Source organism: Arcticibacterium sp. SM2516 (assembly GCF_057914865.1).
The window spans coordinates 5,556,846-5,580,937 of the sequence record NZ_CP195290.1; the positions used below are offsets into that span (position 1 = coordinate 5,556,846).

Below are 24,092 nucleotides of genomic sequence, written 5' to 3' on the forward strand. Positions count from 1 at the left end.
ATATTAAAGCAAATTACCGAAAGTCAAGCTGTTAAAGCCCTTTTGACTCCCAATAGTATTAATAGACCATGGGTTTATTTCGAAAGCGGCATGGGACAAGCCTTAGAAAAGTGTGAAGTTATTCCAGTATGCTTTAAAATTAAAAGACAAGAGATTTCTCCTCCTTTGAATCTATATCAGTGCTATGAAATAGACGATTTAAATTCTTCAATGGAGTTTTTTTCGAAATTGTTAAACTTGTTTTCAATTGAATTAGATTCTAAAATGTGCCAACCAATTATTCTTGAAATGGTAGATAAGCTCGATAAAATTGATTTTAATCTTTCAAAGAATTATAAAAAGGAGATTTACGGAGCAAAAACGACAGTTGAGGAGTTTATTGAGAAGAACATAGTCTCAGGTAGATTAAAAAATATATTATATGATAATTTTGATGTGGAAGAGGTTTTTATAGAAGATTTAAAACCTAGACACTTCGAAAAACTAAGGAATTGTGGACCTAAATCTGTTGAGGAATTTCAAATAATTAGAGGGTATTAAATCCTTACGTTTCAGAGTAGGCTAAGCTCCAGAGGAAACCTAGTTATATTTTTCCAAAGAGAGGTTATTAATAAACTGGAAGTTAAGAATGGAAAACTTATCAAGTTTGAATATTGGTCACACTGCTAATTACGCAGGGCAGAAAGTATTTTCAAACCTTGCTAAATTACAAAAAAAACAAGCAATCTTTGCGGAAATTTATTTGAATTAGATATGGAGCAAGCGGAGTTTTTAGAGAAACATGTATTTGTAGGTTTAGAAAATCTGAACGACGGATTTGACGATAGTGCCATTCACTATTTTTCTCAATCTGATTTTGAAAAGGTACTGGAGCAAGTTGAATATTTTGGAATTGGTGTTTATCAAATTTCTCCAAGACTTAATGGCGAAGCATACGATACGGCCATGCATGAGACTTTTAAAAAGAAAGCGACCGATGCAAAATGGTATAAAAAAGCATTTTCAACTTTTACGCATCGTCAGGAGGGTTTAGCCTATTCTGCCTCATACAAGGTTTCTGGTAAACTTTTGGCAAGATACGGTGCTCCTAAAAAAGAGGATATAGATTCTGAAATGGAGGATTAAACCATTTACTTTAGCATAACTTTGTTATATAAAATACGGTAGTATTTGTCTTCCACATAGTTACTTTTGTTCAACAAAAGTAACTTCTTTATGCTCATCACGCCCGCTGATATCTCTTCTTGGGAAAATAAATACAGACTAAAGTTTGTCAATTCTATTTCTGGTTATAAGGGTGTTCATTTAATAGGAACGCGTTCGTCAGACGGAATAAGCAACTTAGGTCTCTTTAGTTCCATTGTTCATATTGGGTCTAATCCTCCTCAGTTAGGTTTTATAATGAGACCGCTAACGGTTGAAAAAGATACCTATCATAATATCAAAGAAACGGGTGTCTTCACTATAAACCATGTTCATAAATCCTTTCTAAAGCAGGCTCACTACACATCTGCTAATTTTGAAAGGGATCAATCGGAATTTAAGGCATGTAACCTGAAAGAGGAGTATCTTGCTGAATTTCCTGCTCCATTTGTTCAGGAGAGTACCATAAAATTGGGATTAAAGTTGGTGGAAGATATAGCCATCAAATCTAACGGGACACACTTAATTATTGGGGAGGTTCAGGTCATCAATATAGAACAGGCATACCTAGAGGCGGATGGCCAATTGGATTTAGAAAAAGCTCATGACATTTGTGTAACGGGGTTAAATCAATATTCTTCGGTTGGCAAGTTAATAAACTACCCTTACGCCAGAGTGGAAGAGGTTCCGAATTTTTATACCAAAGAACGTCCAGACAATGTTTCTTTTGATAAGACCAGTCAAACATATAATTCCAGTCTTTTACCCTATGGAACCAATATTGGTGCACCCAGTATTCAGACCACTCAATTGTCCAGCTGGAAAAACAGCAGTATCAGCAGTTTTAACCATACGTTTAACAGTAAGATTGAAAGCATAAAAAACAACTATCAAAAGCTGATAGATGAGTATAAGGTAAACGAGTTGCTCTATAATGCCAAAATGGGCTCCGAACCTATCATCGGAAAGGTGTATCATTTATATGCTAAAGCCAACGAAGACGAACAGTTTTTGTCGCTTATACCACCGGGAAGTTGGCGTAAAAAGTATTTGGGATCGTTTAAGCTAAATAGTGATAAGGTTTGGGAAGAGGTAGAGTTCAATGAAAATGAAACGGAATAATACGACCGAACATTAGAGAAATAGGTAAGCGGAAGGCAAAATAACGGAACAAGCATTTAAAAATGCTAGGTTTTGACCTATTCTCCTAAAGTATTAAATGATAAATCGCTAAAAGCCATTTCTTAAGAGATGTCAATAGCTGTCTAATTTGTTTTATAGTTTGGTATGATTGCTTTTCTAAACGTCTTGTATTAAATTAGTTAATCTAATTTATGGGATTATGAAAAAACTAGTCATACTATTTTTATTCTCTTTTCCTTTTCAATCTATAGCCCAAGAGCCAAAAGAGATAATGCGAAGTATCTACTTCGGAGGAGGAAGCTTCTTAATAGACAAGGATCAAAAACTAAGTTTAAAAGAGCTTATTCAAAGTATTCCGAACCTAGAATTCTATGAGATAAAAATAACCAGTCATACAGACAACATTGGAGGGAGAGAATTTAATGAATACCTGAGCCGAATGCGTAGTGCATCGGTTATTGAAACACTTGTTAATCTCAGGGTGCCACAAGAAATCATTAAGTTTAAAGACTTCGCTTTTGATGCTCCTGTATTTGATAATAATACCAACGAAGGCAGGATGCGAAACAGGCGAGTAGATATTCTGTTTATTCCCATTCCGCTTTGAGGTCATCATCACTTATGGTTTATTGATAAACCGGGTTTAATAGTGGGCCATTTTGCCCTAGAAGAATATAATTTGTATAAAAAAAGGCTACTTCTATAAATAAAAGGATAATAACGATTGTTCATCAAAGGCTCGCATCTTTGATTTGATAACCAGTATTTTGATTGTCGGTTTCAATAAATTAAAACTTTGTTTTCTATACAAAATCTTACTAAATGAGTTTCTTCACTCATTTAATAGATGCACTTTTTTGATTGTTTTCTGAAAGCTGGTTATTTTTAACCATGCCTTTTAGAAATAAGTCTAGGTCTGTTTTAAAGACCTTAATATTGTTGGTTTTATTTATTGGAGTAAAGCCACTCTTTGCCCAGTTTAATGTAATTGCTTTTTATACCGGGAAAAACGACAAAGCCCATATTAGCTTTGTGAAAGAAGCCAATCAGTGGTTTGAATCCGAAGGTTTAAAAAATGGTTTTACTTATACTGCCACAGACGACTGGAGTCAACTCAAGGAGGACTTTTTAAGTAATTATGAAGTGGTTTTATTTCTGGATACTAGGCCAGAAGTAGCTTCTCAAAGATTAGCTTTTCAACAATACATGGAAAATGGTGGGGCTTGGATGGGCTTTCATTTCTCTGCTTTTGCATTAGATAACGCTACATATCCTCAAAACTGGGACTGGTATCATGAAACTTTTTTGGGTGTAGGGCAGTATAAAAGCAATACATGGAGACCCACAGCCGCTACTCTAAAAGTAGAAGATAGGAAGGACGTTTTTTGCGAAAAAATGCCCAAAACCTTCCTCTCAACGCCCTGCGAGTGGTATAGTTGGCAAAACGATTTGAGAAATTTGCCTAATTTCAAGATATTGCTATCAGTAGACCCCCTTAGTTTTCCACTCGGCACAGGTCCAAAACCTCACGAAATTTGGCATGAAGGCTATTTTCCTATAGCCTGGCGAAACAAAAATTATAGGATGGTTTATTTTAACATAGGTCATAACGACATAGACTATGAGGGGGGCACCAACCGAACGCTATCTTCCAGCTTTTCTAGTAAATTTCAAAATAAAATGATACTCAATAGCCTTTTAAGACTAGGTAAAGGGCTCTGAAAGGGTAGCAACTTTAATATTCGGTTAATGTATAAAAGTTTAATTTTGGGTTGAGATATCGTAATCCTCAAATAATAGCACATTGAAAAAACTCTTATTACTATTACTTTTAGCTGGCTTATCAAGTTTAGTTTTAGCACAAGAAAAATTCCCTTACACCATTTCTTCAGATAGTCATCAATTGGTTAACGGCACCAATGTTTCAATGATTCCCCCAGAATCCTTCATCTCTAGCGAAAACTTTAAAGGTTTTCAGAACTCAGAAGACCCTAACTCCATGATTATGATCATTGAAATACCTGGCCCTTTTTCTAAGGTGTCAGAGGGTTTTAATGCTGAAATGTTAAAAGAAAGAGGGATGAGGCTTAACAAGAAGCAAGAAGTTAAGCTTTCTGGTTTTGATGGCTACTTGATTGATTTAGATCAAGAAGCCAACGGTTTGGTTTATGCTAAAAATATTCTTGTTTACGGAGATGAGTCTTTTACGGTTCTTATAAATGGAGTGTTTTTGAAAGATTCTGTGGAATTGGGCATTAAAATAAAGGAGAGCGTTTTTTCTATAGTAGTAAAAAGTAGTTTAAAAGCAGACCCTAGGGGAGCTCTAAATTATACATTGGATGAAGCAGTGGGAGATCTTAAACTGGTGGGTGTGATGGGAAACAGCATGATATTCAATAGAGATTTGAAAACGCCAACCGAAAGTGAAGATAGAGTGGGTTTAATAACTGATATGTCTTTTGCCAAGGCGAATATTGAAAACAAAAAGTGGTTTTGCCTGTCAAGAATCAGGAAATATCCAGGAGATTATTCAGTCATTTTAGATAAAGAAGTAAAAGAGATAAAGATTGATGGACTGAGTGGTTATGAGCTTTTTGCGAAAAATAATGAGGATGAAACAGAAGAAATGTATCAGGTGATTTTATTTGGAGAAGATGGCGGCTATTATATTTTGAATGGCATGTACCTTAAAGGGAGTGAGACAGCTTTTGAAGATATAAAAGCAATAATTAAAACTTTTAAGAGGAGGTAGCCAGTGGCTATTAAACGCTTATGGTAAGTTATTTTCTATATTTAAGTTACTTTCTATTTTAACCTAAAAGTATTAACCATGACAGCCATTTCAAAAGACACTTTTCAGTTTTTAAAAGAACTTAAAGCCAATAATAACAAAGAATGGTTTACGGATCATAAAGCCAGATACGAGGTAGCAAAAGCGAACTTTGAAGCTTTTATGGATGATTTAATCAAAGGGATCTCCAAGTTTGACCCAAGCATAGCTCATCATACCGGAAAGAGTTGTGTCTTTAGAATTTACAGAGATGTCCGTTTTTCAAAGGACAAATCGCCCTATAAAACCCACATGGGAGCTCATATTACTTCTGCCTTAAAGAAATCGGATATTCACACACGCTCTGGTTACTATATACACATAGGTGAGGGTGAATGCATGTTGGCAGGTGGAGCATATCTGCCACAAGGAGAGTGGATAAAAGGTATTAGACAAGAGATAGATTATAGTGGAGCCTCGCTTATAGCTGTCCTAGAATCGCCAAGGTTTAAAGAAACCTTTGGGACTTTAATTGGTGAAAGCCTCAGAAGACCACCCAAGGGTTTTGGCGAAGACCATAAATACATTGATTTATTAAAAAAGAAGAGCTTTTTGGCTCAGCATGATGTAAAAGATGCTGAAGTGACCGAAGATAGTTTCTTGCCCCACGCCATAGAAGTTTTTGAAACTTTGAAACCTTTGGGCGACTTCCTGAACAGTGCTGTTTCGTAGTACTTAGTCTTCTCTAAGTGTTTTTTGGTATATCTGAACCATCGATTAAACCTCGAAGGTTATCTAGAATATAGGGCGATTAATCAATAAGTTCGCTTTTTTTAACTTAAAAATAAGACCTTTGATAATATAGAGACAACTGTCTGAATCATCCGAGATGCATTTAGGTCGGCAGTTGCTTAAATTTTATCATCACTCAAAAAACTAAATGAGACTAATTGTTAGTATTATTTTAGGCTTGGTTTTACTCATCGGAGCCTACTTTCTTTCTCAGGAAATAGCAGACAGTAAACAAGCCCCTAGAGGCAAAAATCAAAAAACCACCAACACCGTTTATGCAGACGTAGTTGCCAATAAAGACACCCCTGTTTTTATTGAAACCAACGGTACCATTAGAGCTCAAGAGAGAATTGAACTTTTCTCGGAGGTTGGGGGTGTTTTTAAACCTTCCAAAACAGCTTTCAAGCCAGGCCAGCGATATGCCAAAGGTGAGCTATTATTAGAAATGGATTCTCAGGAGTTTTATTCTAGTTTGGTGGCTCAAAGAAGTGTGCTTTATAATAACATTGTTTCTATAATGCCTGATTTGAAATTTGACTTACCAGAGTCTTTTCAGCACTGGCAGTCTTATCTAGATCAGTTTGATATCCAGAAAACGGTCAAGAAATTGCCAGAAGCAGTAAATGAGAAGGAGAAATACTTTATCAATGCCAAGCAGATTGTATCTACTTATTATTCCATTAAAAATTTGGAGGAGAGACTAACCAAGTATAAGATATATGCTCCTTTCGGTGGTATACTTACTGAAGCTCTGGTAGATCCCGGAACGCTGATAAGAACGGGTCAGAAATTGGGTTCATTTATTAATCCTTCTGTTTTTGAGCTGGAGGCTAACATCAATGCCGAAAACCTTAAATTCTTAAAGGTTGGCAAGCGGGTAGATGTGAAAGATCTAAACGGAGAGCACACTTGGAAGGGATTTGTGAAAAGAATTAATGGGGTTATAGATCCTACCACTCAAACGGTTCAAGCTTACATTCAGATAAGCGGAAGTAACCTTACAGAAGGAATGTTTCTAGAGGCTTCTGTTATGGCCAATACTGAAAGTAATGTATTGGAGATTGACCGCTCCTTATTATCTGGAGATAATACCGTTTTTATTATAGAAAACGACTCCATTTTAAGTACTCAACCTGTTCAGGTGGTACATCTTTCAGATAAAAAAGTAATGGTAAGAGGCTTAATGGATGGCTCTATACTGCTAAGTAAACCATTACCAGGTGCTTATGATGGCATGATTGTTAAAGTTTCAAAAGATTAAGTTTAGATGAGAAAAGTAATAGCGTATTTTATCAAATACCCTGTAGCAGTCAATGTAATTATAGCCGCTTTTGTCATTTTCGGGATAATTGGTATTAAAAGTCTTAAGTCTTCTTATTTCCCTTTAGTAGAGTCAAGGATTATAACCATTTCTGCTATTTACCCTGGGGCTTCTCCTCAAGAAATAGAGGAAGGGGTCGTGCTCAAGATTGAAGATAACCTTAAAGGCTTGGTGGGTATTGACAGGGTGACCTCTGTGTCTAGAGAGAGTTCGGGTTCTGTAGTGGTGGAAATAGAAAAGGGTAGAGATATTAATATCATTCTAGCGGAGGTTAAAAACGCCGTGGATAGGGTACCGTCATTTCCCAGTGGGATGGAACCACTAGTGGTGGAGAAAACGGAGAATATAAGAGAAACCATAAATTTTGCGGTTACAGGTCAAAACCTGCCTCTAAAAACTTTAAAAACCATCGCCAGGGGTATTGAAAACGACCTTAGAGCCATTGATGGTATTTCACAAGTAGAGCTTACAGGATATCCAGACGAGGAAATTGAAATTGCTTTAAGAGAAAAGGATATGTTAGCTTATGGCATCACCTTTCAGGAAGTGGCTCAGGCGGTTTCAAGGGAAAACATCTTAGTGACTGGGGGTAACATCAAAACATCACAAGAAGAATATTTGATTAGAGCAAATGGTAGAACTTATAATGCCAATGACCTCGACAAGTTAATTGTTAGGAGTAATCCTAACGGTAAAGTGATTCGCCTTAGAGAAATAGCAGATGTAAGTGATAGGTTTTCCGAAACGCCAAATTCCAGTTATTATAATGGTAGTCTTGCGGTGAATATTGCAATTAGTAATACCAATGACGAGGACTTGGTCACTTCAGCAGATAATATTAAAGATTACATAGCAACTTTCAATGCCAATAATGAAAATGTGCAGCTGGCTGTTTTAAGCGATGCTTCCATTACATTGAACCAAAGAACGGAGCTTTTGGCAGAAAATGCCGCGATTGGAATGTTACTGGTACTGGTGTTTTTGTCTTTATTTTTAAATACCAGATTGGCATTTTGGGTAGCTGCGGGTTTACCCATTTCCTTCTTAGGGATGTTTATTTTCGCTTCGTTTTTTAATGTGACCATTAACGTGCTTTCCCTTTTTGGGATGATCATCGTTATCGGTATTTTGGTGGATGATGGTATAGTGATAGCTGAGAATATCTATAACCATTATGAAAAGGGCAAGAGTAAGATAGATGCGGCCATTGATGGTACGCTGGAAGTGATACCGCCTATTGTGTCTGCCATTATTACCACCTTATTGGCTTTCGGAACCTTCTTGTTTTTAGACAGTAGGATAGGAGAGTTTTTCGGCGAAGTTTCTATCATCGTTATTCTTACGCTTACGGTTTCCCTATTTGAAGCACTTATTATTTTACCAGCTCACTTGGCACATTCTAAGGCATTGGAACCACAAGTGGAAAGCAAGACTAAAAGTGGATTAGGTTTAGTTTTCTCCAAACTACGTTACATCAATAAGTTCGGAGAAGCGTTTATTAACTTTTTGAGAAATAAAGTGTACATGCCTGTATTGAGGTTTGGCTTGGCATATAAATTCTTAATGGCGGCTGTTTTTATTGGTCTTTTGATTTTGACATTTGGAGCCATAAATGGAGGTATTATTAGAACTACTTTCTTCCCTAATGTTGCGTCAGATAGAATTAGCATTACGCTAAAAATGGAGGAAGGAACCAATGTGGCTATCACAGATTCTATTTTATCTATAATAGAAGAGAAAGCTTGGGAGGTGGGTAAAGAATACACAGATGCTCAAGGAACGGGAGATGAGGTTTTTCAAAATATTATTAAAAAGATAGGTGCTGGCTCTGCCAATGGAGGTTTAACTATCAATTTACTTCCGGGAGAGAAACGATTGTCTTCTTCTATAGAAATAGCCAATGACATCAGAGATAGGGTAGGACCGGTGTATGGTACCGAACTGTTGACTTTTGGCTCTGGTGGAAATTTTGGAGGAAGCCCTGTTTCAGTTTCTTTATTAGGAAGCAATATTAATGAGCTCAAAAGTGCCAAGGAAGAGCTGAAAGCCACCATGTCCAATAATCCTACCTTGAAAGATATTTCTGACAATGACCCTAAAGGTATTAAAGAGATAAAAATCAAGTTAAAGCAAAGTGCTTTTCCCTTAGGTTTAAATACGCAAGACGTGATGTCGCAGGTCAGGAGTGCATTTTTTGGCTTTCAAGCTCAACGTTTTCAGCGTGGACAAGATGAAATCAAAGTTTGGGTGAGGTATGATTTAGAAAACCGTTCTAGCATCAACAGTCTGGATAAAATGAAAATTTTAACACCAGATGGGCAGAGAGTGGCTTTTAAGGAAATAGCAGATTATAGCATAGAAAGGGGAGAAATAGCAATTAACCACTTGGATGGCAGAAGAGAAATTCAGGTTTCTGCAGATTTAAGAGATAGCAAAGCCTCTGCCACAGATGCTCTTCAAGATTTAAAGGATAATGTAGTACCGGAGCTTCTGGCTAAATACCCTACGGTTACGGCACTGTATGAAGGACAAAATAGAGAATCTGACAAACTAGCGAAGTCGGCGGCACTTGTGATTCCTATTGTTCTTTTCTTAATGTATGCTACTATAGCCTTTACTTTTAGGTCTTATGGCCAGCCTTTCTTATTGTTAATTATGATTCCACTAGCCTTAATAGGCATTGCTTGGGGTCACTGGCTGCATGATTTCCCTATCAATATACTTTCCGCTTTGGGTATCATTGCCCTCATCGGAATTATGGTGAATGACGGCCTGGTGCTGATAGGGAAGTTTAATAGTTTCTTGAAAGAGGGTATGCCCTTTGATGAAGCTCTGGTAGAGGCAGGCTCTTCCAGGTTTAGAGCTATTTTCTTAACATCGCTTACTACCATAGCAGGTTTGGCTCCACTTATTCTAGAAACCAGTAGACAAGCCCAATTTTTAATTCCAATGGCCATTAGTATCGCTTACGGTATAGGCATTGCCACTGTGCTTACCTTATTATTTTTACCGATTTTATTATCTACCAGTAACAGTTTGAAGGTAGGTTTTAAATGGCTTCTTACAGGCAGAGACATCACCAAAGAGGAAGTAGAAAGAGCGGTAATTGAACAAAAAAATGAAATTCATGCGTAGTAAAGGATTTATCATATTAGTAACTTTTTTCAGTTGTTTTAACGCCCACTCTCAGCTATTACTAACGAAGGAAAAAGCAGTGGAGATGGCTCTCGAGAAAAATTTTAACATCAAAATTGCCAATAATAACATCAGTGTAGCTGAAGGTAGTGCCTCCAGAGATAATCTGGGTTTTAAACCTACCGTAACTGCTACGGCCGGGGCTAATTTTAATCTGGACAACACCAATACTGTTTTTCAGGATGGGAGAGAAGCCCAGCTTAATTTTGCAGCGTCTAATAGTGCCAACACCGGTGTGGGAATTAATTATGTGTTGTTTGATGGTTTTAATAGACAGTATAATCTAGAAAGGAATTTACAGAGTCTTACTGCTACGCAACTGAATGCCAGGGTGGCTCTGGAAAGCGTGCTTTTACAGCTTTTTAATGCCTACTATGAAATAGCTCGAATAGAGCTGGATTATGAAAACTTACAAGAGATTTTAAGTATTTCAAAAGAAAGATTAGCCAGAGCAAAAGTATCCTATGAATACAGTGCGGTTACTTTACTGGATATTTCAAATGCAGAAGTCGATGTTAATACAGATAGTATTGCTTTATTAGACCAACAGCAGCTTTTAAGTAATGCTGTCCATAATTTAAATTTTGTTTTAAACAGTGATATCACCAATGATTTCGAAGTAGAAACAGATGTGATTTTTGCCCCAATATTAAACAAGAAAGATTTTCTGGAAGGCTTGAGAACCTCCAATGTCAATTTGCTATTGGCGGCGTCGGATATAAAGCTTAGTGAGATTGACCAAAGATTGACAACCACTTCCAGGCTTCCTACGGTAAGTCTTAATGGTGATTATGGTTTTAATAGGTCTCAAAACAACTCCGCTTCATTTTTAGATAGGGCAAATTCAAATGGTTTTACCGGTGGTTTAAGTTTGAATTGGTCTGTTTTTGATGGTGGTAGAAGAAGAGTGCAAGAGCAAAATGCCAAAATTAATCAGCTGAATACACAACTGAATTTTGATTTGGCTTATCAGCAAATTAGAAGAGACTTTGAAAATGCATGGAGCGATTATCAAAACAGATTGACCATATGGAAAGCTCTGGAGCAAAACGTGGTGACCAACAAACTGAATTTTGAGCGGTCTGAAGAGAAATATAAACTACGTCAAATAACGAATATAGAATTTCGTCAGGCTCAGTCAAATCTTATCAATGCTCTTACTTCTCAAAACAGAGCAAAATTCAACGCCAAATTAAGCGAACTTCAGGTTTACAGTATTGCTGGTAAAATTCAGGAAGCGATATATTAAGAAATGTTTTCCCAAGGTAATGGTTAAAGAAAGTCATCATGAATTAGTCATGGTGATTTTTTTTTGCAGAATGTACATTACAGCATTTAACCCGCTTTAAGCATTAGGCAATCTCCCGATAGCTATCGGGAGATTGCCTAATGCTTAAAATCAGTTTACTTCGTCAGGCTCAGTGCAGCCGTAAACTCATTTAAACTCAATCACCATAGCCCTTCGGCATAAGCTCAAGGAAAACGCTATGCTAATTCCCTTTAATTGTCTGATTTATTGCACTTTAAAACTCATTACGATTTCCCAATGCATAATCCGGTTTAATAGGGAATAAGGATAGAACAGCTCATTTGTTTGGCGTGATTTTGGCACGGTGACTGAGATTTTAGAAGCCAAGTCAAAGTCAGGACAAACGATTCATTTATTGGTGTTTAAGATTGCAATCCACCTTGAAGATCCATAAAAAAAAGCCTTTGAGTGCTCTCAAAGGCTTTTTAGATATTTTGATAAATCTTACTTTTAAGTAGCTTATTTAGCGGACTCTTTCTCCATTCTTTTATGCTCTTTTTGAGACACCAGTACACTTACTTCATAAAGTATATAAAGTGGTATGGCAACCAATATTTGAGAAATCATATCAGGAGAAGGCGTAATAATTGCGGCTACAATAAGTAAAACCACAATAGCGTGCTTTCTGTATTCTCTTAAGAATTTTGGAGTTACTACGCCCACCTTGGTCAAAACAAAGATGGCCATAGGTAACTGAAAGGTAATGCCGCAAGCTAAAGTTAAAGTGGCCAACACGCCTATATAAGACTGTATGTCAAACTGGTTTTCTATACTTGGGTCTATCTGAAAGTTTACAAGGAAGTTGATGGCAAAAGGAGCCACAATATAATATCCAAATAAGATACCCATAAAGAACAAAAGTGTGACAAAAAACACTGCCCCACGGCTCGCTTTCTTTTCGGTAAACTTAAGTCCAGGCTTTATAAATCGCCATATTTCCCAGAAAATATAAGGAAAAGCGAACAAGAGGCCGATGATAGCGGAGGCAGTCAAAGCCATCATAAATTGCCCAGAAACCTCACGACTCATTAAAGAGAAGTTGAGTTTATCCACGCATAAACTTGGAATGCCCACTAGGTCGCCTATTTCACAAAGCTTCCTGTAAGTCCAAAATTCTGGCTTAGCGGGGCCTAATATTATTTTGTTAAAGATAAAGCCCATAGAAAACCAGGCCCCTATCATGAAAACAAGTATCGCTACAATAGCTCTTATTAAATGCCACCTAAGGGCTTCTAAATGTTCTATGAAGGTCATTTCTGTACCATCACCTTCTAATTCGTCGTCTTCGTCGTCGTAGTCTATTTCTGGAGATTGATCTAAAGCCATTTTCTTTATTTGAGTCCGTCAAATTTAAACAAAAAACCTTGTTGACGTAAAAGTCAACAAGGTTTTAAATACATTGATTCGATAAAAGTTTATTATTGGAAGAGTGGATAGTTTTTCATCCATTCATTTATCTCTCCTCTTACGGAGGTAATGACGGTGTCATTGTCATGGTTGGTCAAAACTCTATCTACCAATTCCACTACCCTTACAAAGTCATTTTCTTTCAAACCTCTGGTGGTCATAGCGGCAGTACCTACTCGCATGCCACTGGTGGTCATAGCCGCGGCTTCGTCAAAAGGCACCATGTTTTTATTCACCGTAATATCTGCTTTGATGAGTGTATTCTCCGCTAATTTTCCAGTAATACCTTTAGGCCTTAGATCTATTAAGGCTAAGTGGTTGTCTGTTCCTCCAGAGATAACTTTGTATCCTTTCTTCACAAACTCCTCTGCCATTACTTTGGCGTTCTTTTGAACTTGTATCACATAATCTTTATACTGGTCTGTAAGGGCTTCGCCAAAAGCAACGGCTTTACCTGCTATAGCGTGCTCTAGTGGCCCACCTTGAGTTCCAGGGAATACACCAGAATCTAAAAGAGAAGACATGGTTCTTATTTTACCTTTCATCGTAGTAACTCCGAAAGGATTCTCGAAATCATTACGCATCATAATCACACCCCCACGTGTACCTCTTAAGGTTTTGTGCGTCGTAGTGGTTACAATATGACAATGGTCAAAAGGGTCTGCCAAAAGTCCTTTGGCAATCATACCTGCTGGATGAGAAATATCTGCTAACAGTATAGCACCTATTTTATCGGCAATGTTTCTAAGTCTGGCATAATCCCAATCTCTAGAATAAGCAGAAGCACCACAAATCATCATTTTAGGTTTTTCAGCCAAAGCTTTTTGCTCTACCTTATCCCAGTCAATTAGGCCCGTTTCTCTTTCTACACCGTAAAAATGTGGTTCAAAATATTTACCAGAGATATTTACTTTAGAACCGTGAGAAAGGTGTCCACCATGAGAAAGGTCAAAACCTAAGATTTTATCACCTGGATTTAAACAAGCTAAAAATACGGCTGTATTTGCTTGTGCTCCAGAATGCGGCTGAACATTAGCCCAAGTAAGGCCAAAAAGTTCTTTAAGTCTGTCTATGGCTAGGGTCTCAATTTCATCCACCACCTCGCAGCCACCATAATAACGTTTGCCTGGAAGGCCTTCCGCATATTTATTAGTTAAAACACTGCCGGTAGCTTCCATAACCTGCGGAGAAACAAAGTTCTCAGAGGCAATAAGCTCAATGCCATGAAGCTGTCTGTTATGCTCCTTATTGATAAGGTCAAAAATGGTGTTATCTCTTGAAATTGAAGTAGCCATTAAAACAAAAATTTGATGTTATAATAAATTCACTATGAAATAGATTGCAAAAATACTTTATTGATGCTAAGAACCTGAAATATTGTGTCTCTTTTACTAAGAAAAAGAGAATTTATCTATTCTTCTAGGTTCTCTTCCTCAGCGACTAAGGCGGCATCAGAAGGCTCATTGTCTGTAGAAACTACTTCATTCATAGGTTTGAAGTTTCCCTGCGATAAAATTTGTTCTGGCGTTTGCTCATAAGGCACCACCTCTAAAATTTTGGTTGCGTTAATGTCAGAAATTATATAATCATCAACAGAGCCCAATCTCTCTGCCAAAGATTCATAAGCTTCTTTGATATTTTGAGCGTTAATAAGCATGCTTACTGCCGTCTTTTTCTCTTGCTTCGTTTTCTCATCAAAAATGATATACTGCACACGGCATTTAAACCATACTTCAGCACCGTTTTCTTGCATGAAAACTTCTACCAATTTCATTTTATTAATAGAGAAAAGTTGGAAGTCTTGACGACCTCCCGCCAGATACTGATACCCTCTGGTTTCTGCGTCTGTGTAGGAAACGGCATCAAAAAGATACGCTTCTGTAACGTTTTTTACTTTATCGCCTTCGGCAATTTCCTGAAATTTTATTTTTACTTGGAACCAAGAAGTCAGCATAATATAGATTTTCTAGTATGAAAAATGAAGGTGCAAAACTAAGGTATCGGTTTCAAAAAGAAGCGGTAAATAGGTTTTAAGTTTATAGTTTTAGTGAGGTATTGCTAAGATAAGACAGGCTGTTTGATAGGATAGCTTTTCCATAATGCGTGTTACATCTAGCTTCAATGCGAATTGAATTGAATTTCATGTTTCTTTCCTCTATTTTTGCCATTCATTTTCAGTTTAAAGAATGTCTAGAGAAAAAATATTTTTCACCCCGGGTCCATCTGAATTGTACCCTAAATTTGAAGCGTTTCTTCAAGATTTTGTAAAAAATCAGTTTGGTTCTATTTCTCATAGAAGTGCTGCTTTTAAAAAGATTTATCAGCATACAGATGAGCAGCTTAGAGAGCTTTTAGCAATACCTGCAGAAAATGCGGTGATGTTTACGGGCTCCGCTTCCGAAATTTGGGAGAGAATTCTTTTAAACTGCACCGAGCTGGAGACTTTTCATTTGGTTAACGGCTCTTTTTCTAAGAAGTTTCATAGTTATGCCACAGCCGTGGGAAGGCATGCACATAAATTTGAAAAGCCTATGGGAGAAGGTTTTTCATATGGAGAAATAACAGTACCAGAATATGCAGAATTGATAGCCACTACGCAGAACGAAACCAGTACAGGAGTTCAAATGCGTGAAGCGGATATTCATAAACTTAAAAGAAGTAACCTGAAAAAGCTGGTGGCCGTAGATATGGTTTCTTCTGCTCCTATCCCAGACATAGATTTATCCCTGATAGATACAGCCTACTTTTCCATTCAAAAGTCTTTTGGATTGCCAGCAGGCTTAGGTGTTTGGATAGCCAATGAAGCATGTTTGGAAAGGTCCATAAAGATTCAAGAGAAACACGGCAACGGAGCACATCATACCTTGCCAGATTTATGGAGTCAAAGCAAGGAGTTTCAAACTCCTGCTACGCCGAATGTCTTGGGCATTTACCTTTTGGGTAGAGTGGCTGAAGACATGAACAAAATAGGAAGAGTTAATCTTCAAAAGTTAACCGATTTAAAAGCCAAAAAGATTTATAACTATTTTGAGCAGAAGGAAGGCTTTTCTATTGGAGTGGAAAAAGAAGAGCACAGATCTAGAACGGTAGCAGTTATCAATACAGAGGTACCCTCTGGGGATGTGATTAACGTTTTGAAGGAGAGGGGTTTAATAGTAGGCAGTGGTTATGGTCCTAAAAAGGAATCTCAAATTAGGATTGCGAATTTCATTGCTACTTCAGAAGAACACATCGATTTATTATTGAGCACGGTGGACGAATTATTTTAGGTCAAATTAGGACTTCAAACCTATTTAACTTAAGATACCCCTATATTTTTCCGAAAACCTTAAGTGATAGTTTTTTAAATAGTTAAAGATTTATTATCTTTGCAGCCCATTTAGGAAAATATTTGTTTTTAAAGATATATAGTAATGCAAAAAGACATTCATCCAAATTATAGAGAAGTGGTTTTCTGGGATCTTTCTTCAGACGACAAATTCATATCTCGTTCTTGTGTAGAGGCCAAAGAAACCATTGTATGGGAAGATGGCAAAGAGTACCCAGTTTGTAAAGTTGAGGTTAGCTCTAAGTCTCACCCTTTTTACACAGGTAAAAACGTATTATTAGATACTGCAGGACGTGTTGACAAGTTCAAGAAACGTTACGGTATGAAATAATCCTTCTATTAAGAAGAATTATTAAGAGCCTTCTCTACTGAAATTATTCAGATAGGGAAGGCTTTTTAGTGTTCCAGTAAAAGTTTAATAGTAAGGAAGCGATGATAAATCCTGCTCCCCAATAAAATCCATTTGTCATTTTCTCAGATTCACCAAAGATGACCCAAGCCAACAAAATACCATAGATAGGTTCCATGTTGACGGCGAGGTTAACAGAAAACGCAGATATCTTACGAAACAGACGAATAAGCTCTAGGTAAGGATATACCGTGCAAACAAAACTGAGTATAAAGAAATAGATTAGGTCTGTTTGCTTTAGTCTTAGATGACTGAGGTCTGCCGCTCCCGTACTTAATTGATAGCACAAGACCACAGCTGTGATGATGAAAGCACCGCTCAGTTGAAAGAAGTTAATACTGATGGCCGTATGTCTTTTACTAAGATGAACATTGGCTACGGAGTATATAGAAGAGAGAATAGAGCCTAATAGGCCCACAAGAATGGCTAAAGTATGCTCACGCTCAAAACTGAAAATCATAGCCATTCCAGAAATCACCAAAAGGCCAAGAAAAAGCTCTTTTTTACTGATAGCCTGTTTTTTACTCAAGGGTTCTATAATGCTGGTAAAGAAAGAGGTGGTAGAAAATGTGACCAGACTAAGAGAAACCGTAGATAACCTAGCAGAGCCAAAAAAGCAAAACCAATGCAAGCCTAAAATACCACCTACAAAGAGCATATATATGGCTTCTTTCCGGTTTACTTTAAGACCCTTTTTTAGGTAAAATAAAACAGCGAAAGCCGCCGAAGCCAGTAGTGTTCTATAAAATACAATAGGAATAGTGGGTACACTGATGAGTTTACCCAAAATGGCAGTGAGCCCCAGCAATATCACTATGCCGTGTAGCTTTAAGAAGTCTGATTTAAGAGCCGGCATAAGATAAAACGATGTTTTAAAATAACTAACTCTTCTTTTTGAGAAGGATTCTTTGCTTCATACTTAGCCATTTTTCATAAAGAGATGATTCTTTTACAAACTCCCATTTCTCTTTCTTCTCGTTTTTAGGCTCTCTGGCATTGTATTTCATACCTGTGCACAAGCAGTGTGACCTGTTGGTACGCGTTAAAATATCATAGTTTACACAGCTGCTACAGCCTTTCCAAAAAGCATCGTCCTTTGGGAGCTCGCTAAATGGCACGGGTTCGTATCCTAACTCTGAGTTTATCTTCATAACCGCCATGCTGGTGGTAAGTCCAATCAGGTTGGCTTCTGGGTATTTGTGTCTAGAAAGCCTAAATGCTTTAGCTTTAATGGCAGTGGCTACACCACTTTTCCGGTGCTCTGGGAGAACTATTAAGCCAGAGTTAGCCACAAACCTACCATGTTCCCATGTTTCTATATAACAGAAGCCAGCCCATTCATTGTCTTTCGTAAGAGCAATAATGGCCTTCCCTTCCTGCATTTTAGAGATAATATATTCTGGCGATCGTCTAGCTATACCGGTTCCTCTGGCTGCAGCACTGCTGGCCATTTCGTCGGTAATTTTCACTGCCCACTTTTCGTGTTCAGCGGTAGCTACTTGAACTATAAATTCTTTGTAAAACGTTTTTTCTAAAACTTTCATCGTCATTTGTGAGGGGCTTACCCTCTCGGCCGGAGACGCTGTATCCTAAGTGTAATGTAATTGATTTCCTACGGGCAGAAGGTTCACCTCGGAAAGGTGCTTATACTTCCTACTTGGGTCCTTGCGGACCTCATTCGTCGGGTAGGCGATATGGGAAGTTTTATTTGTATCATTAATCCTTAAACGCCGCAAATATATAGCTATTGAAAAAGATCAACAATATTTAAGCTTTTATTTAAAATAAACTTTTAGATCAAAAAGTTCATCAACGGCGGTTATCGTAGTTTTCTAACATGCTCAAATAGCTCACATAGCGGCTTTCGGCTATCAATTCCTCGGTTACGGCCTCTTTTATCCTACAATGAGGCTCGTTGGTGTGCTCGCAGTTATTAAATTTGCATTGCCCCAGCAGGGCTCTCATTTCAGGAAAGTAATGACTGATTTCTTGATTTTTCATTTCCATAAGCCCCAATTCCTTAATGCCAGGACTGTCAATAATATAGGCGTTTGGCTTGGCTTCAAACATCTCTGCAAAGGTGGTGGTATGCACCCCTTTGTTTGCAAAAGTAGAAACCTCTGAGGTGGCTTGTTGTAAATCTGGAACGAGTTTGTTAATTAACTCAGATTTCCCTACACCAGAATGTCCAGAAATCAAGGAGGTTTTATTTTCTATGAGTGCGTCAATTTGCTCTAAATTATCTCCTTTTAATGCAGATATGCTGTAGCATGGATACCCTATACCCTCATACATTTCCATTATTTCTGCTTGATAGGCTGCCGTTACTTCATCTAGTAGGTCTTTCTTATTGAAAATTAATACCGCAGGAATACGAAAGGCTTCAGCAGAAACTAAAAATCTATCAATAAAGCCTAGAGATGTTTTCGGGAAGTTTAGCGTGACCACCATAATGGCTTGGTCTATATTACAGGCTATCAGATGTCCGTGTGCAGTTTTATGCACAGATTTCCTGATCATGTAATTTCTCCGTGGTACAATTTCATGTATAACGCCAAGGTCCGTAGCTTTTTCCTCCATCTCAAAAACCACATCATCGCCTACGGCAAGCGGATTGGTCACTTTTAATCCCTTGATTTTGAATTTACCTTTCAGTCGACATCTAATGGTGGTGCCGTCTTCTTTTCGGACCTCGTACCAAGACCCTGTTGATCTCCAGACTTTTCCTTTAATGTTTTTCAAACTTAAAATTTTCTTAATAATTCAAAATGAGCTTAGAAATAATGCCCGAAGTGAGCCTTAAAATTGGCATAAATTGTGTCAATACACTAATTAGTAAGATTAAATACGATACGGAAAATAAATTTCTTACCGTTAAATCAGATTTTAAGATAATTTTAAGAAATAAGGCAACAAAATAACAGTTTACTTGGTTATTTTAGTCTATCGAAAGTCTTAACAAATACAACTTAATAACAGCTAAATTTAAACAAAATGAAAAAGAGCGTATTATTCGGAATCGCTGCCTTGGCAGTAAGTGTAGTGGTAGCCAGTATTAGTGGCAAAAAAGTAAAAACTTCTACTACCCAAGGAAATAATAAACCATATTGGAAGTAATTTGAATTACTCTTCTTATGTATTATTAAACTTTTGGCAATACCTTGTCTAGAGATACCTGTGCTCAATTTTAACTTAAGATTGGTCTCAGGTTTTCCTCGTTTTCGGCTATCCAGTCGGTAATTTCTTCTACGATTTGTTTGATTCCAATTTCTGGCTTCCAGCCCGTTCTTTCCGTTACCTTGGTGTTGTCTGTTACATATAATTTAATATCCGCAGGTCTGTTTTCCAACACCTTGTCTATAGGTATGGTTTTACCCGTAACTTCTTGACAAATTTTTGTGAGTTCCTGAAGAGAAGTACTTACTTCTACGCCACCGCCTACATTATAGGTTTCACCGTTTATCTCATCAATGTGGTGCATCTGCCAGTCAATAAGTCTATAAAGGTCTTTTACATGAAGCATATCTCTTGTTTGCTTACCCGTTCCTTCGTAACCAATGAAAGACAATTTCTTTTCAAAGTAATGCTTCGCTATCCAGAGCACCATAACACCTTGATCTACCTTGCCCATTTGCCACGGACCAGTTAAAACACCACATCTATTGGTGATGGTTTTTAAGCCGTAGAACTCATTATACTCTTGTATGATAAGTTCAGAGGCTAACTTGGTGGTACCATAAAGTGAGCGGGCACCTTCTAAAGGGAAGTTTTCAGCAATACCTTTCTCTGAAACGCCTGTTACTTTTTGGTTTTCCGAAAGAGCAAAACGCGTTTCTTCCTCATTGAATTCTAACGTTTCAATGGTTTTTATTGGGTATATTCTGCTCGTTGAAAGAAAGATAAAAGCCGCTTTGGACTTCACCGCATAATTCAAGCAGTTTACTGTTCCAAATAAATTGGTGTTCATTAAGTAATCTGGAGTTCCGCCGTTTAGACCCGCCATAACAGAAGGCTCAGCAGATGCTTCTATGACAAAATCTACATTTGGAAGTGCGTCAAAATCCTCTTTATTTCTGATGTCTCCGTGAACAAATTCTATCCCAGCTTTCGACAATCTTGAAACGTTAAGTTCGGAGCCTTTTCTTCTGAGGTTATCTAGACAAATAATGTGATAAGTAGGATAGTTGCTTTTTAGCTCTAGGGCCAACGAAGAACCCACAAATCCGGCACCGCCAGTAATTAATATTGTCATTTAGTAATGTATGATTGTCAATAAATAGTATGTCTTTAGGCAAAATTACCATTTGACAGGCTATAATTATTTAAAAATATGGATTATTAAGTTTTCAAATGATTATATAAACTATTAGTCTTCCCACGGAATTTCCTTTAAAGGAATGTTTTCAACTGGTTTTATAATGAGAGGAACATGTTCAATTTTTACGGAAGAAGAATCTAAGCCAAACCACGTTTCTTCGGACATGGTGTATTGTTTGATGAAGAAATAGGCCTTCATAACCAGATTTTCCCAAAATGGTAAATCGTTATTGTAGGATAAGAATTTCTTCAAAACCACAAATCTAAAATCACCGATTACATTATGTTTATTCAAAGACTCATACCTACTTCTGATGTCGACCTGAGCATTTTTTACCATCTCTTCCAACACGTGTCTAAAGTAAAGGTTGATTTTATGTGGGACTCTAAAGCCTAGCCTAAAGGTTACTTTATAAACGTCATCTTGGGCACATTGCTTTATTTTATATTCCAGTGTGTTTGGCTGATCTGTGGTGTCCACATGCACAAACCAATATACATCGGCACGTTTTGGTCTTTTTTGGAAGATGGAGTAAATGATTTTAGACTCTATTTCACTTTCACGAGAGGCATTACTCATAAAAATAAGGTGTGTGGTATACTTCGGAACAGTGATATCTTTTGAAAGCTCCTTTAAAGATTCCAGGTATTTATCTAGTTTATAATAGACCGTAAGTCTCAGTTTGATTTCATGGGCTTTCAGCCAAATATACATGACGGAAACCAGTAGCCCACTGATGAGTATAGAGACCCAGCCTCCGTATGGGAATTTCTCCAAATTGGCATAAAGGAAAGCTGATTCAATGGCTAAGAAAACGATTAAGAAAAGGAATACCAAAGCCTTATTACTTCTATGCGTATAGAGGAAATAGGTCATCATAATGGTGTCCATGAGCATGGTAATGGTAATGGAAAGTCCATATGCCGCCTCCATGTTTTCTGAACGCTTAAAGAATAACACCACGGCAATACAGCCAATATAAAGGAGTATGTTGGTGCTTGGTATATATAGTTGACCTCTTTCGTTTGAAGGATAGTGGATTTTTACTTTTGGCCAGAAGTTCAATCTGATGGCAGCGGAGATTAAACTAAACGAACCGCTTATCATGGCTTGACTGGCAATGATTGTGGCCAAGGTGGCGATACATATTCCAGGCAAAATAAACCATTCTGGCATGAGTTGAAAGAAAGGTTTTCTGTCCCCAAGCTTTTCGCCGAGGTGAAGGAGTAACCAAGCAGACTGCCCGAAATAATTTAGGAGCAAACATATCTTAACATAAACCCAGCTAATTCTAATATTACCTCTTCCGCAGTGACCTAAGTCGGAGTATAGAGCTTCTGCTCCTGTGGTACATAAAAATACCGCTCCAAGTAGCCAAAAACCTCCAGGGTAATGAACCAATAGATTAAAGGCGTAGTAAGGATTTACGGCCCTTAAAACAGATGGGAACTGCACTATGGCTATAATGCCTAAGATGGCCAGCATGGTAAACCATACCGCCATAACGGGTCCAAAAGCGTAACCAACAACCTTGGTGCCAAAGATTTGAATGACAAAAAGGAGTGTTAAAATGGCAATGACAATGGGGATGGTCTGTATGTCTGGATATAAAATTTCTAGACCTTCAATGGCAGAGGAAACCGAAATAGGAGGGGCAATGATGCCGTCGGCCAGCAGAGCAGCTCCACCTATCATGGTAGGAATAGTGAGCCATTTGGCATGTCGCCTTACTAAAGCGTATAGGGCTAGCGTACCACCTTCACCATTATTATCTGCCCTTAATATGAGCATGACATATTTAACCGTGGTAATAAGGGTAAGTGTCCAAAAAACACACGAAACGCCACCAAGAACGAGTTCTTCAGAGATGGGGCTGTTACCAATTATGGCTTTCATTACATACAAGGGAGAAGTCCCTATGTCTCCGTAAATGATTCCCATGGCCACGAGTAGACCTGCGGCTGAAATTTTGTCAAGATTACTTTTTTGCTCCATTACTTCTTGATTTGCCCTCTACAAATTTAAAAGAGCATAGATGGCGGCGACAATTTCTGAAAATTAGTTCGGATTGATAAACATATGTTAAAATTCTACAAATAAAACATTGATTTGTTCCTAGACTATTTTCACTAATTTGCCTAAATATAAAAAACGCATCATCAAATAATGAATTACAAATACCTTAAAGTTGGTTGTGAAAATAGCGTTTGCTTTATCACACTTCAAAGGCCAGAAGTCTTTAATGCACTGAATGGAGGACTTTTAAAAGAATTGGCGATAGCTGTAAAACAGGCATCAGCAGACACAGAGATAAGAGCGGTGGTGTTAACAGGTTCTGGCGATAAGGCCTTCTGTTCTGGAGCAGATTTAAAAGAGGGAGCTATTAGTGTAGAAAAACCGTTAGGAGAAACACTGAAAGAAAATTATGAGCCCGTTATTTTCGCTTTAAGAGAATGCCCAAAACCAGTTATATGTAAAATGAATGGTGTAGCGGCTGGGGCAGGAATGTCTTTAGCCTTGGCGTGTGATTTAATAATAGCAGATGAAGATGCCTATGTGTCGGAGCTTTTTGTGGAAATAGGCCTCATGCCGGATGCGGGTTCTATGTTTTTTCTGCCAAGAATGATAGGTACGCAAAAGGCGTTTGAGATTTGTAGTACAGGGCGGAAAGTTTATATGCCAGAAGCCTTGGAATTAGGTTTAGTGAGTAAGTCAGTACCAAAATTACAACTGGACGAGGCAGTTGATGGCTTACTTAATTATTATAGAAATGCCGCTACTTTTGCAATAGGTGAAATGAAAAAGGTTTTAAACCAAAGTCTTTATTCCAACCTAAAAGAAGTCTTGTCTTTGGAAGCCGAGGCTCAAACAGCTTGTGGGGAAAGTGAGGATTTCGTAGAAGGTGTTACCGCTTTCGTGGAGAAGAGAAAGCCTGCTTTTAAAGGGAAGTAAATGAC

24 protein-coding genes are annotated in these 24,092 nt (G+C 37.7%); 15 read left to right on the plus strand and 9 right to left on the minus strand.

Annotated elements, in window-relative coordinates; genetic code table 11:
- Window positions 1–90 precede the first annotated feature (90 nt).
- The 11 genes from ACSBFT_RS22645 to ACSBFT_RS22695 all read left to right on the plus strand — a co-directional run bounded on the left by ACSBFT_RS22645 (window position 91) and on the right by ACSBFT_RS22695 (window position 11,613).
- The gene (locus tag ACSBFT_RS22645) at window positions 91–540 is read left to right on the plus strand and encodes a hypothetical protein (RefSeq protein WP_489602547.1); all 450 of its coding nucleotides are present in this window, start codon (window positions 91–93) and stop codon (window positions 538–540) included.
- An 88-nt stretch (window positions 541–628) separates the two neighbouring features.
- Window positions 629–751: a hypothetical protein gene (locus ACSBFT_RS22650; RefSeq protein WP_463048055.1), complete on the plus strand. Its 123-nt coding sequence runs from the start codon at window positions 629–631 to the stop codon at window positions 749–751.
- Window positions 752–753: 2 nt separating this feature from the next.
- Window positions 754–1,125 carry a hypothetical protein gene (locus tag ACSBFT_RS22655; RefSeq protein ID WP_489602548.1) on the plus strand — a complete coding sequence of 124 codons (372 nt, stop codon included), beginning with the start codon at window positions 754–756 and terminating at the stop codon, window positions 1,123–1,125.
- 90 nt (window positions 1,126–1,215) lie between these two features.
- Complete coding sequence (locus ACSBFT_RS22660) at window positions 1,216–2,265, plus strand: DUF2452 domain-containing protein (protein ID WP_489602549.1); 1,050 nt, start codon at window positions 1,216–1,218, stop codon at window positions 2,263–2,265.
- Window positions 2,266–2,485: 220 nt separating this feature from the next.
- Entirely contained in the window at window positions 2,486–2,893 is a 408-nt protein-coding gene (locus ACSBFT_RS22665) for an OmpA family protein (RefSeq protein ID WP_463048058.1), read from the plus strand.
- 284 nt (window positions 2,894–3,177) lie between these two features.
- A complete protein-coding gene (locus tag ACSBFT_RS22670) occupies window positions 3,178–4,008 on the plus strand; it encodes a ThuA domain-containing protein (protein WP_489602550.1) in 831 nt (276 codons plus the stop codon).
- Between the two features lie 82 nt (window positions 4,009–4,090).
- Window positions 4,091–5,038, plus strand: a complete 948-nt coding sequence (locus ACSBFT_RS22675) for a hypothetical protein (protein WP_489602551.1) — start codon at window positions 4,091–4,093, stop codon at window positions 5,036–5,038.
- 78 nt (window positions 5,039–5,116) lie between these two features.
- Window positions 5,117–5,788, plus strand: coding sequence for a DUF2461 domain-containing protein (locus ACSBFT_RS22680; protein ID WP_489602552.1), 672 nt, complete (start codon window positions 5,117–5,119; stop codon window positions 5,786–5,788).
- A 208-nt stretch (window positions 5,789–5,996) separates the two neighbouring features.
- Entirely contained in the window at window positions 5,997–7,109 is a 1,113-nt protein-coding gene (locus tag ACSBFT_RS22685; RefSeq protein ID WP_489602553.1) for an efflux RND transporter periplasmic adaptor subunit, read from the plus strand.
- Window positions 7,110–7,115: 6 nt separating this feature from the next.
- Window positions 7,116–10,304, plus strand: coding sequence for an efflux RND transporter permease subunit (locus tag ACSBFT_RS22690; RefSeq protein ID WP_489602554.1), 3,189 nt, complete (start codon window positions 7,116–7,118; stop codon window positions 10,302–10,304).
- The gene (locus ACSBFT_RS22695) at window positions 10,297–11,613 is read left to right on the plus strand and encodes a TolC family protein (protein ID WP_489602555.1); all 1,317 of its coding nucleotides are present in this window, start codon (window positions 10,297–10,299) and stop codon (window positions 11,611–11,613) included. The genes ACSBFT_RS22690 and ACSBFT_RS22695 overlap by 8 nt, the downstream gene beginning before the upstream one ends.
- Before the next feature lie 519 nt (window positions 11,614–12,132).
- On the opposite strand, the gene tatC is transcribed toward ACSBFT_RS22695, so the two are convergent.
- The 4 genes from tatC to ACSBFT_RS22715 all read right to left on the minus strand — a co-directional run bounded on the left by tatC (window position 12,133) and on the right by ACSBFT_RS22715 (window position 15,248).
- Complete coding sequence (gene tatC / locus ACSBFT_RS22700; RefSeq protein ID WP_463046008.1) at window positions 12,133–12,999, minus strand: twin-arginine translocase subunit TatC; 867 nt, start codon at window positions 12,997–12,999, stop codon at window positions 12,133–12,135.
- Window positions 13,000–13,091: 92 nt separating this feature from the next.
- Entirely contained in the window at window positions 13,092–14,375 is a 1,284-nt protein-coding gene (glyA, locus tag ACSBFT_RS22705; protein ID WP_489602556.1) for a serine hydroxymethyltransferase, read from the minus strand.
- A gap of 116 nt (window positions 14,376–14,491) precedes the next feature.
- Window positions 14,492–15,034 carry a DUF4494 domain-containing protein gene (locus tag ACSBFT_RS22710; RefSeq protein WP_463046006.1) on the minus strand — a complete coding sequence of 181 codons (543 nt, stop codon included), beginning with the start codon at window positions 15,032–15,034 and terminating at the stop codon, window positions 14,492–14,494.
- Window positions 15,035–15,116: 82 nt separating this feature from the next.
- Window positions 15,117–15,248: a hypothetical protein gene (locus ACSBFT_RS22715; RefSeq protein ID WP_489602557.1), complete on the minus strand. Its 132-nt coding sequence runs from the start codon at window positions 15,246–15,248 to the stop codon at window positions 15,117–15,119.
- Between the two features lie 18 nt (window positions 15,249–15,266).
- Here ACSBFT_RS22715 and ACSBFT_RS22720 point away from each other — a divergent pair, with 18 nt between their 5' ends.
- Both ACSBFT_RS22720 and ACSBFT_RS22725 read left to right on the plus strand, forming a co-directional pair.
- Entirely contained in the window at window positions 15,267–16,349 is a 1,083-nt protein-coding gene (locus tag ACSBFT_RS22720) for an aminotransferase class V-fold PLP-dependent enzyme (RefSeq protein ID WP_489602558.1), read from the plus strand.
- Window positions 16,350–16,493: 144 nt separating this feature from the next.
- Window positions 16,494–16,739 (plus strand): type B 50S ribosomal protein L31, encoded by a 246-nt coding sequence (locus ACSBFT_RS22725; RefSeq protein ID WP_463046003.1) that lies wholly within the window; start codon window positions 16,494–16,496, stop codon window positions 16,737–16,739.
- Between the two features lie 43 nt (window positions 16,740–16,782).
- Here ACSBFT_RS22725 and ACSBFT_RS22730 read toward each other — a convergent pair whose 3' ends face one another.
- The 3 genes from ACSBFT_RS22730 to rsgA all read right to left on the minus strand — a co-directional run bounded on the left by ACSBFT_RS22730 (window position 16,783) and on the right by rsgA (window position 19,559).
- Entirely contained in the window at window positions 16,783–17,673 is an 891-nt protein-coding gene (locus ACSBFT_RS22730; protein ID WP_489602559.1) for a DMT family transporter, read from the minus strand.
- A 25-nt stretch (window positions 17,674–17,698) separates the two neighbouring features.
- Window positions 17,699–18,367, minus strand: coding sequence for a GNAT family N-acetyltransferase (locus ACSBFT_RS22735; RefSeq protein WP_489602560.1), 669 nt, complete (start codon window positions 18,365–18,367; stop codon window positions 17,699–17,701).
- Between the two features lie 259 nt (window positions 18,368–18,626).
- On the minus strand, window positions 18,627–19,559 hold the full coding sequence (gene rsgA / locus ACSBFT_RS22740) for a ribosome small subunit-dependent GTPase A (RefSeq protein WP_463046000.1): 933 nt from the start codon (window positions 19,557–19,559) through the stop codon (window positions 18,627–18,629).
- A 252-nt stretch (window positions 19,560–19,811) separates the two neighbouring features.
- On the opposite strand from rsgA, the gene ACSBFT_RS22745 reads away from it, so the two are divergent.
- A complete protein-coding gene (locus tag ACSBFT_RS22745) occupies window positions 19,812–19,934 on the plus strand; it encodes a hypothetical protein (protein ID WP_463045999.1) in 123 nt (40 codons plus the stop codon).
- A 70-nt stretch (window positions 19,935–20,004) separates the two neighbouring features.
- Here the strand turns inward: ACSBFT_RS22745 and ACSBFT_RS22750 are convergent, their stop codons facing one another.
- Both ACSBFT_RS22750 and ACSBFT_RS22755 read right to left on the minus strand, forming a co-directional pair.
- A complete protein-coding gene (locus ACSBFT_RS22750) occupies window positions 20,005–21,069 on the minus strand; it encodes an NAD-dependent epimerase/dehydratase family protein (RefSeq protein WP_489602561.1) in 1,065 nt (354 codons plus the stop codon).
- A gap of 114 nt (window positions 21,070–21,183) precedes the next feature.
- A complete protein-coding gene (locus tag ACSBFT_RS22755) occupies window positions 21,184–23,130 on the minus strand; it encodes a KUP/HAK/KT family potassium transporter (protein ID WP_463045997.1) in 1,947 nt (648 codons plus the stop codon).
- A gap of 171 nt (window positions 23,131–23,301) precedes the next feature.
- Between ACSBFT_RS22755 and ACSBFT_RS22760 the strand changes: the two genes are divergently transcribed.
- Complete coding sequence (locus tag ACSBFT_RS22760; RefSeq protein ID WP_489602562.1) at window positions 23,302–24,087, plus strand: enoyl-CoA hydratase/isomerase family protein; 786 nt, start codon at window positions 23,302–23,304, stop codon at window positions 24,085–24,087.
- Window positions 24,088–24,092 lie beyond the last annotated feature (5 nt).